Raw genomic sequence first — 9,583 nt, forward strand, 5'->3', positions numbered from 1 at the left:
GGCGGGAGGCCGGCGGGGCGTGGCGAACGTGGAGCACAGCGGGCGATCGGCGGACACCTTCCCCAGAGTCACGGCCGAGGCACGGCTCCGCGCCGCCCGGCTGGGCCTGTGGGCCGTGGCGGCGATTCTCGCGGTACGGCAGCTGACCGTCGTCCTCACCACGCCGAGCACCGAGCGGCTGACCGACCTGGAGACCTGGGTCGGCCCGCACGGCGTCCTGCATGTGAACGGCTCGATCTACGACTCGACCCGGTTCACCGGCACCCCCTTCGGCGGCCTCGTCCTCAAGCCCCTCACCCGCTCCGCGCAGGCCGCCCTCGGCTGGGGCTGGACCTTCGGCACCCTGCTGCTGGTCGTCGCCCTCGGCCTGGTCGTCGCCCGCGCGCTGCCCCAGCCGATCGGCCGCCGCACCTCCCTGCTGGCCGCACCGGTCGCGATCAGCCTGCTCATGCTGTCGCTGCCGGTCCGCAACGCCCTGTGGCTCGGCCAGACCAGCATCATCCCGGTCCTGCTCGTCCTGCTCGGCTGCTTCACCGTACGCGGGGAGCGGGCGAGCGGGCTGTGCATAGGACTCGCCGCCGCCCTCCAGCCGACGATGCTGTTCTTCGCCCCGCTGCTGTGGTTCACCGGCCGGCGCCGGGCCACGGCCGGCATGGCCGGCACCTTCGCCGTCTGCACCGCGCTCGCCTGGGCGGCGCTGCCGCACGACTCGTACACGTACTGGGTGCACCACATGGCCGGGACGGGCCTCGGCGGCAAGGCCGACGGCCTCGGCAACCAGTCGCTGCACGGCGCCCTGCTCCGGCTGGGCGTGACCGGCCCGCTGGAGATCGCGCTCTTCCTGGTGCTCGGCGCCGCCGTCGCGGCCCTCGCCCTGCGCCGCGCCGTCCGCTACGCCCACGACGGCCAGCTGCTCCTCGCCGTCGCCATCACCGGCTGCGCCGCCATCGCCGTGTCACCGACGGCCTGGCAACACCAGCTGTTGTGGGTGCTGCTCGCGATGGTCGGCCGGGTCGGCAGGCGGGCCTCCGACCGCTACGTCTGGCCGGTGGCCGTCGTCCTCGTCACCTCCCTGCCGGCGAAGATGATGCTGCCGAACATGCCGGCCATGTACCCGCTGCGCGACAACCTTGTCCTGCTCGCGGCGGTGGCCGCCGCGACGGCCGTCCCCTTCCTGTCCCGGACATCCCCCTACTACCAGACGCCGATCCCGACGGAGTACGCGCCGGCCGTCCCGTCCCGCTTCCGGCGCGTCCCCTTCCTTCCCTTCCTGCGCCGCACCCTCACCCGCCCGAACCTGCTGCTGGAACTGCTGCTCATCCGGGTCGTCTACGCCGCCTACCAGCGGGTCCGGCTCGCCGCGACCGGCGGCAGCGTCTCCGGCGGCCGGGCGCGCGCCGAGCACCACGGGCACATCGTGCTGGACGTCGAGCGGTTCCTGCACATAGACATCGAGCACTGGGTCAACCACGCCGTCGTCACGATCGGCTGGCTGCGGGACTTCTTCGACTTCTACTACGAGTCCTTCCACTTCGTGGTCCCGCTGACGGTCCTCGCCGTCCTGTACTGGCGCCGTCCGGTCGACTACCGCTGGGCCCGCGCCTCCCTCGGCTTCGCCACCTTCCTCGCCCTGATCGGCTTCTGGCTCTTCCCGCTGGCCCCGCCGCGCCTGATGCCCCACCTCGGCATGATCGACACCGTCCACGGCGTCCAGGACTTCTCCAAGCCGGACTACGGCACCCTGACCGCGCTCACCAACCAGTACGCGGCGATGCCGTCGCTGCACTTCGGCTGGGCCCTGTGGTGCGGCGTGGTCATCGCGATCATCGCCCCGAAGTGGTGGATGAAGGCCCTCGGCCTGCTGCACCCCCTCTTCACCGTCTCGGCCATCATCGCCACCGGCAACCACTGGGTGCTCGACGCGGTCGGTGGCGCGGTGGTCGTGGGCGCCGGCTTCGGGCTGTCGTACCTGTTCCAGGGGCCCCGGGCGCGGGTGGTCCGGCTGGTGGCCCAGGGCCGCACGGAGCCCGTCCCCGCGAGGATTCCGGCCCGGAACCGGGCTACAGCCGCTGAATGATCGTCCCGGTCGCCAGCCCGCCGCCCGCGCACATGGTGATGAGGGCGAACTCCTTGTCCGCGCGCTCCAGTTCGTGCAGGGCGGTGGTGATCAGGCGGGCCCCCGTCGCGCCGACCGGATGGCCGAGGGCGATCGCGCCGCCGTTGACGTTGACCTTCTCCAGGTCCTGCGCGAAGACCTGGGCCCAGCTCAACACCACCGAGGCGAAGGCCTCGTTGATCTCGACCAGGTCGATGTCCTTCAGGGACATGCCTGCCTTGCCCAGCACCGCGCGCGTCGCGTCCACGGGTCCGTCCAGATGGAAGTGCGGGTCGGCGCCGACCAGGGCCTGGGCGACGATGCGTGCCCTCGGCTTCAGCTTCAGGGCGCGGGCCATCCGCTTCGACGCCCACATGATGGCCGCCGCGCCGTCGGAGATCTGGGAGGAGTTGCCCGCTGTGTGGACGGCCGTCGGCATCACCGGCTTCAGGCCCGCGAGCGCCTCCGGCGAGGTGTCCCGCAGGCCCTCGTCCTTGTCGACCAGACGCCACATGCCCTGACCGGCGTACTGCTCCTCCTCGGTGGTCGGCACCTGCACGGCGAACGTCTCGCGCTTGAAACGCTCCTCCGCCCAGGCGAGCGCCGCCCGCTCCTGGGAGCGCAGGCCCAGCGCGTCGACGTCCTCCCTCGTCAACCCCCGGTGCCGGGCGATGCGTTCGGCCGCCTCGAACTGGTTGGGGAGGTCGACGTTCCACTCGTCGGGGAACGGCTTGCCCGGACCGTGCTTCGACCCCGACCCCAGCGGTACGCGGGACATCGCCTCGACACCGCAGCTGATGCCGACGTCGATGACGCCGCCCGCGACCATGTTGGCCACCATGTGCGAGGCCTGCTGGGAGGAGCCGCACTGACAGTCGACGGTCGTGGCGGCGGTCTCGTAGGGGAGGCCCATGGCCAGCCAGGCGGTACGCGCGGGGTTCATGGACTGTTCGCCGGCGTGGGTGACCGTGCCGCCGACGATCTGCTCGACCGCGTCGGCGGGAATGCCGGTACGGCCGAGGAGTTCACGGTAGGTCTCGCCCAGGAGGTAGGCGGGGTGCAGATTGGCGAGCGCGCCGCCGCGCTTGCCGATCGGGGTGCGGACGGCTTCGACGATCACGGGTTCGGCGGCCATGGGTGCGGGTCCTCTCCGAGAGGGCTCTCCTCCAGAACTAGTACGCGTTCTAGTTCTGTTCAGCAGTCTGCTGACGTGATGTCCATCACCGCAAGGGTCGTGCAGGTGCCGAAGTTTCGATCTGCACGAATTCCGCACGGATTGGGGGCGTCGTACCCCTTGCCACTTGTAGAACCCGTTACTACCTTCACGGCACTCGCTGATGGGCCGTCAGAACGGACTCAGACCGGACGACGGGAGTCGCCGATGCACTGCCCCGCGCTGCCCGACGGGTTCGACTTCACCGACCCCGACCTGCTGCACCACCGTGTGCCCCTCCCGGAGTTCGCCGAGCTGCGCCGCACCGAGCCGGTCCGCTGGATACCGCAGCCGCACGGCCTCGCGGGCTTCGCCGACGCCGGCTACTGGGCCGTGACCCGGCACGCCGATGTCAGGTACGTCTCCACGCACCCGGAACTCTTCTCCTCCACCCTCAACACCGCGATCATCCGCTTCAACGAGCACATCGAGCGCGACGCGATCGACGCACAGCGGCTGATCCTGCTCAACATGGATCCTCCGGAACATACGCGGGTGCGGCAGATCGTGCAGCGGGGCTTCACGCCACGTTCCATCCGCGCCCTGGAGGAACGGCTCCGGGCGCGCGCCGAGGCGATCGTCTCGGCCGCCCGCACCCGCTCCGGATCCTTCGACTTCGTCGGCGAGGTCGCCTGTGAACTGCCGTTGCAGGCCATCGCCGAGCTGATCGGCGTCCCGCAGGAGGACCGGTCCAAGATCTTCGACTGGTCCAACAAGATGATCGCCTACGACGATCCCGAGTACGCCATCACCGAGGAGGTCGGCGCGGAGTCGGCCGCCGAGATCATCGCCTACGCGATGAACATGGCCGCCGAGCGCAAGCGGTGCCCGGCCCACGACATCGTGACGACACTGGTCGCGGCGGAGGACGAGGGCAACCTCAACTCCGACGAGTTCGGCTTCTTCGTCCTGATGCTGGCGGTGGCCGGGAACGAGACCACCCGCAACGCCATCACCCACGGGATGCACGCCTTCCTCACCCACCCCGAGCAGTGGGAGCTGTTCCGGCGGGAGCGGCCGGCCACCACGGCCGAGGAGATCGTGCGCTGGGCGACCCCGGTCAACGCCTTCCAGCGGACCGCCACCCAGGACACCGAACTGTCCGGGGTCCCGATCAGGAAGGGCGACCGCGTCGGGCTGTTCTACGCCTCCGCCAACCACGACCCCGAGGTCTTCACCGGCCCCGACGCCTTCGACATCACCCGCGACCCCAATCCCCACCTGGGCTTCGGCGGTGGCGGCCCGCACTACTGCCTCGGCAAGTCCCTGGCGATCCTGGAGATCGACCTGATCTTCGGCGCGATCGCCGACGCCATGCCCGGCCTACGGCTGGCCGACGCCCCGCGCCGGCTCCGCTCGGCCTGGATCAACGGCGTCAAGGAACTTCAGGTCACCACCGGCTGACCCGCGCTGTGCCGGCGGGTCGGCCCATCCCGAGGGAGGCAGGAGCACCCCTACCCCAACGCCCCGTTCCTGCCTCCCCCGAGGTCCGGGATCCGTACGATTCATTCCCGGCCGGACGCCACCACCGCCAGCACGCCCGACGCCACCGCCGCGATCAGCAGCGGGATGCCCAGGCCGTGACGGAGGACGAGCAGCGCGCCCAGGCAGGCGCCCACGAACATCGCGATCACCGAGGCCGTACGGCGCGGTGAGCGGTGGCCGGTGGCGTCACCGAGACGGGACTCGGAGGCCAGGCCGGTCAGGGTCATGGTCAGGACGGTCGTGGTGAGATCGGGGATGCCCAGTTTGCGGACGGTCGCGTTGCGCAGGCCCATAGCGAAGGCGGTCAGCGCGATCAGGGCATAGCGGGTGCCGTCGCTGTCCGGCCAGGCGAAGGCCACCGCCGCCGAGCCGCCGACCAGGACCGCCTCGGCGGCCAGCGTCAGCCGGGTCCACCGGCGCCGGGAGTCGCCCGAGAACCGGGCCGCGATCCGGCCGCCGGTGACCGCGCCGAGCAGGAAGCAGGCGAGTGAGGTGGCCGTGTGCGGGACGGAGAAGCCTGGCGCACCGGCCGCCGCGAAGCCGAGGACGACGACGTTGCCGGTCATGTTGGCCGTGAAGACATGGCCGAGGCCCAGATAGCTGACGGCGTCGATCAGGCCGCTCACCACGGTCAGGAGCAGCAGCACGAGCACCAGCCGCAGCCCGCGCGTCTCCGGGGCGGGGGCGGCCGCCCGCGCTGACGGTGCCGTCGTCATGGTTCCTCCGCTGGGCCGGCCGGACAGGGTGAGGACCACTCCACCATGGACATGCGAGCGCACCCTCGCCCAGCGGGGGACGAGGGTGCGATTGCTCTATGTGGCGGGAGGCCGGCTCAGTACCAGCCGTTCGCCTGCCAGAAGCTCCAGGCCTTGACCGGGCTGCCGTAGCGGGAGTTCATGTAGTCCAGGCCCCACTTGATCTGGGTGGCCGGGTTGGTCTTCCAGTCGGCACCGGCGGAGGCCATCTTCGAGGCCGGCAGGGCCTGGACCAGGCCGTAGGCTCCGGAGGAGCTGTTGGTGGCGGTCGGGTTCCAGCCGCTCTCGTGCGAGACGATCTTGCTGAACGCGTTGAACTGCGCGGCGTCCGGGATCATCTTCTTCGCGATCGCCTGAGCGGAGGAGGCCGAGGCCGGGGCGGCCTGGGCGGGCGCCGCGGAGAGCGCCATACCGGCGGTGGCGGCGGCCACGGCGGCGGCGGTGAGGGCCTTCTTCGGGGAAGCGATGCGGCGGATGAAGGAGACGGACACGGAGAACCTCTTGCGTCGGGGACAGGGGGTCGCCCGTACGTCCGGGCCACACGCGGTGGCCGCATACGTCGGCGCCGCGGCCCGTGAGGGCTCGTGGCGCCTGGCGACGTCATCCAGACAAGCAGGCTCGAAGTAGGTCCGCAATGACCCCTTTTACTAGTTGTGGCCGGATCGACGGGAAACGTCGGCTCTGTGGCGTGGGTCTCAATACGCAGGTCAGCAAGGGTGCACTGTCGTGCATTTCAGACATTTGTTACTACTGTCCGGGATCGTAGGTGATCTGGGTCATGTGGGGTGCTTCACCGGTGGGGTGCCGCTGGGTGAGGCGCCGTATCCGTCCGGTGAGGGTTCTCGGGCGTCGAATGTGACCGCGGTCTCGAACGCCGCCCGCCGTGTGGCCCGGCGCAGCGCGCGCAGCACCGCCGGGCCGAGGACGAAGGTCAGCACCACCGTGCAGACGGCCCGGCCGAGGTCCCAGCCGAGCGAGGTGGCCAGGCAGTAGGCGACGAAACGGGCCAGGTTCGCGGGAACGGAGGCGTGGGCGTCGAAGGAGATGTCCGAGGCGGCGGCGCCCATGAAGGGCCAGCCGGCCAGATTCATGACCGTGCCGTAGGCGAAGGCGGCCAGGAAGCCGTAGCCCGCGAGCAGGAGCAGTTCGAGACGGCCCCGCAGCCGGACCGGGCCCGGCAGCAGCCCGGCCCCCATGGTGAACCAGCCCATCGACAGCATCTGGAACGGCAGCCACGGCCCGACCCCGCCCGTGAGCAGCGCGGAAGCGAACATCGTCACCGAGCCCAGCGTGAAGCCGAAACCGGGGCCCAGCACGCGTCCGCTGAGCACCATCAGAAAGAACATCGGCTCGATCCCGGCCGTCCCCGCGCCGATCGGCCGCAGCGCGGCGCCTGTCGCGGCCAGCACACCCAGCATGGCCACGGCCTTCGGGCCGAGATCCGACTCGGAGATCGTCGCCGCCACGACCGCGACCAGGAGGACGAGGAGGCCCGCGAAGAGCCAGGGCGCGTCCTGGGCGTGGGCGCTCAGCTGCGAGGCGGGCGGGGCGAGGAAGGGCCAGCCGAAGGCGAGCACGCCGACCGCGCTGACCAGCGCGAGTGCGGCGATCGAGCGGGGGCCGAGCCGGACGACGTGCAGCCGGGCTTTCGGGCGGGGGACGCTTGGGCGCCGGGCACTCATCCGAGGGCCTCGCGGACCTCGGCCACGGTCAGCCACTGCTGCGGGGCGAGGATCTTCGTCACCTGCGGGGCGAAGGACGGCGAGGAGACGACGATGTGCGCGGTCGGCCCGTCGGCGATCACTTCCCCTTCGGCGAGCAGCACCACGCGGTGCGCGATCTCGGCCGCCAGCTCCACGTCATGCGTGGCCAGCACGATCGCGTGCCCCTCGGCGGCGAGCCCGCGCAACACGGCCACCAGGCGGGCCTTCGCCGCGTAGTCCAGGCCGCGCGTCGGCTCGTCGAGCAGGAGGAGAGGCGGGCGAGCGGTCAGTACGACGGCCAGGGCGAGCGCCAGGCACTGGCCCTCGGAGAGGTCGCGGGGGTGCGTGTCGTCCGTGATCCCCGGCAGCAGCTCGGACACCAGCGCCCGGCAGGTCCCCGGCTCGGCCCCGGCGTCCCGGTCGGCCGCCGCGCACTCGGCGGCCACCGTGTCGGCGTAGAGGAGGTCTCGCGGTTCCTGTGGGACGAGGCCGACTCGGCGGACGAGGTCGGGGGGTGCGGTGCGGTGGGGTTCTGCTTCGCCGACGCGGACGCCTCCGGCGGTGGGCGGGACGAGTCCGACGAGGGAGGAGAGGAGGGTGGACTTGCCGGCGCCGTTGCGGCCCATGAGGGCGATGGTCTCGCCGGGGGCGACGGTCAGGTCTATGTGGCGCAGGGCGGTGATGCGGCCTCGGCGGACGGAGAGGGCTGTTACTTCGGCTGCTTCGGTGGTCTGGGTCTGCCGGGTGTCCGGGGTGGGGGAGGGGCGGCGACGGAAGAGGGAGCGGCGCCCTGTGCCGGTGCGGGCCGGGGGCGGGGTCGCTTGCCGGCGCCGGCCGGGTCCCGCGGCTGTGTGGCCGGCGGTGCTGCGGTTCGCCAGGGGCGCGGGGCTGTGTCTGATATGCGACGGCAGCCGCGATGGGGGTTCCCCCGGGTTCGAGCGAAGCCGGGAACTTGGGGGAGCGACCAGCCCCGGCGTACCCGCAGCCGCAGATGCGGCGAGGCGTTCTCGCAGGTCACCAGCCATGCGGCGGGCGTCTCTGACGGTCAGGGGGAGGGGCGACCAGCCCGCCAGGCGGCCCAGGGCCACCACCGGGGGGTGGACCGGGGAGACGGCCATGACCTCGGACGGGGTGCCCACGACGGGGGCTTCGCCGGGGCCGGGCAGCAGGAGGACGCGGTCTGCGTAGTGGATCACGCGTTCCAGGCGGTGCTCGGCCAGCAGGACCGTCGTGCCGAGGTCGTGCACGAGACGCTGGAGCACGGCCAGGACCTCTTCCGCCGCGGCCGGGTCCAGCGCCGAGGTCGGCTCGTCCAGGACCAGCACCTGAGGGTGCGGGGTGAGGACCGAGCCGATCGCGACACGCTGCCGCTGTCCGCCGGAGAGGGTGGCGATCGGGCGGTTCCGGAGCCCTGCCAGGCCCAGCAGGTCCAGCGTTTCCTCGACCCGGCGGCGCATCACCTCCGGGGCCAGGCCCAACGACTCCATTCCGTAGGCGAGTTCGTCCTCGACCGTGTCCGTCACGAAGTGGGCGAGCGGATCCTGGCCCACCGTGCCGACCACGTCGGCGAGTTCGCGCGGCTTGTGGGTACGGGTGTCGCGGCCGGCCACGGTGACGCGACCGCGCAGGGTGCCGCCGGTGAAGTGCGGCACCAGCCCGCTCACCGCGCCGAGCACGGTCGACTTGCCGACCCCGGACGGGCCGACGAGCAGCACCAGTTCACCTTCCGGCACCTGGAAGTCGACGCCCTGGACGGTGGGTTCGGCCGCACCGTCGTACGTCACGCTGACATCCTCGAAGCGGATCATGACGGCGGCTCCTTGGAGTCCTGGGGGACGACGAGGGCGGGGAGCAGGGCGAGGAGGGTCGCCGCGGCGGGCCACAGGGGGAGGGCGGGGGCGACGAGGGGGACGACACCGGGATGCAGGCCCTCCGGATCGCGGGCGGCGGCCAGGGTGAGCAGCGCGGCGACGGCGACGCCGGAACCGGCGACCAGCCAGGCCCGCGTGTCCCAGGGGTCGGGGCGGTACCGGGTGCGCAGCGAACGCCGGCCGCCGAGCCGGAGTCCCGCGAGCGCGGCGCCGGCACCGGCCAGCAGCAGCGGGATGCCGTAGGTGCCGCCCTCCGCGGTGAGCAGCCCGTACGTGCCCGCGCACACGCCGAGCAGGCCGCCGAGGGTGAGCGCGGCCGTCGTACGGCGCACGCGGGCGGGGACCTCGGCACTGCGGCCGTAGCCGCGGGCCTCCATCGCGGCGGCGAGGGCGACCGAGCGCTCCAACGCGCCCTCCAGGACCGGCAGTCCGACCTGCAGCAGACCGCGCAGGCCCCGGTC

7 protein-coding genes and 1 pseudogene are annotated in these 9,583 nt (G+C 72.0%); 2 read left to right on the forward strand and 6 right to left on the reverse strand.

What is annotated here, in order from left to right; all coding sequences use genetic code 11:
• The first annotated feature begins 19 nt into the window (after positions 1-19).
• Positions 20-2,077, forward strand: a complete 2,058-nt coding sequence (locus M878_RS79415; RefSeq protein WP_023551128.1) for a bifunctional glycosyltransferase 87/phosphatase PAP2 family protein — start codon at positions 20-22, stop codon at positions 2,075-2,077.
• Here M878_RS79415 and M878_RS79420 read toward each other — a convergent pair.
• A complete protein-coding gene (locus tag M878_RS79420; protein ID WP_023551129.1) occupies positions 2,061-3,230 on the reverse strand; it encodes a steroid 3-ketoacyl-CoA thiolase in 1,170 nt (389 codons plus the stop codon). The genes M878_RS79415 and M878_RS79420 overlap by 17 nt on opposite strands.
• A gap of 246 nt (positions 3,231-3,476) precedes the next feature.
• On the opposite strand from M878_RS79420, the gene M878_RS79425 reads away from it, so the two are divergent.
• A complete protein-coding gene (locus tag M878_RS79425) occupies positions 3,477-4,712 on the forward strand; it encodes a cytochrome P450 (RefSeq protein ID WP_023551130.1) in 1,236 nt (411 codons plus the stop codon).
• A gap of 101 nt (positions 4,713-4,813) precedes the next feature.
• Here the strand turns inward: M878_RS79425 and M878_RS79430 are convergent, their stop codons facing one another.
• The 5 genes and pseudogenes from M878_RS79430 to M878_RS79450 form a co-directional block, all read right to left on the reverse strand.
• Positions 4,814-5,509: a YoaK family protein gene (locus M878_RS79430; protein WP_023551131.1), complete on the reverse strand. Its 696-nt coding sequence runs from the start codon at positions 5,507-5,509 to the stop codon at positions 4,814-4,816.
• Positions 5,510-5,625: 116 nt separating this feature from the next.
• Entirely contained in the window at positions 5,626-6,039 is a 414-nt protein-coding gene (locus M878_RS79435) for an aggregation-promoting factor C-terminal-like domain-containing protein (RefSeq protein ID WP_023551132.1), read from the reverse strand.
• 285 nt (positions 6,040-6,324) lie between these two features.
• The gene (locus M878_RS79440; RefSeq protein WP_023551133.1) at positions 6,325-7,230 is read right to left on the reverse strand and encodes an ECF transporter S component; all 906 of its coding nucleotides are present in this window, start codon (positions 7,228-7,230) and stop codon (positions 6,325-6,327) included.
• On the reverse strand, positions 7,227-9,059 hold the full coding sequence (locus M878_RS79445) for an ABC transporter ATP-binding protein (RefSeq protein WP_023551134.1): 1,833 nt from the start codon (positions 9,057-9,059) through the stop codon (positions 7,227-7,229). The genes M878_RS79440 and M878_RS79445 overlap by 4 nt, the downstream gene beginning before the upstream one ends.
• Positions 9,056-9,583: pseudogene (locus tag M878_RS79450) on the reverse strand (energy-coupling factor transporter transmembrane protein EcfT); the annotation flags it as partial. The gene M878_RS79445 and the pseudogene M878_RS79450, both read right to left, overlap by 4 nt.

The organism is Streptomyces roseochromogenus subsp. oscitans DS 12.976, assembly GCF_000497445.1.
Lineage (GTDB): Bacteria > Actinomycetota > Actinomycetes > Streptomycetales > Streptomycetaceae > Streptomyces > Streptomyces oscitans.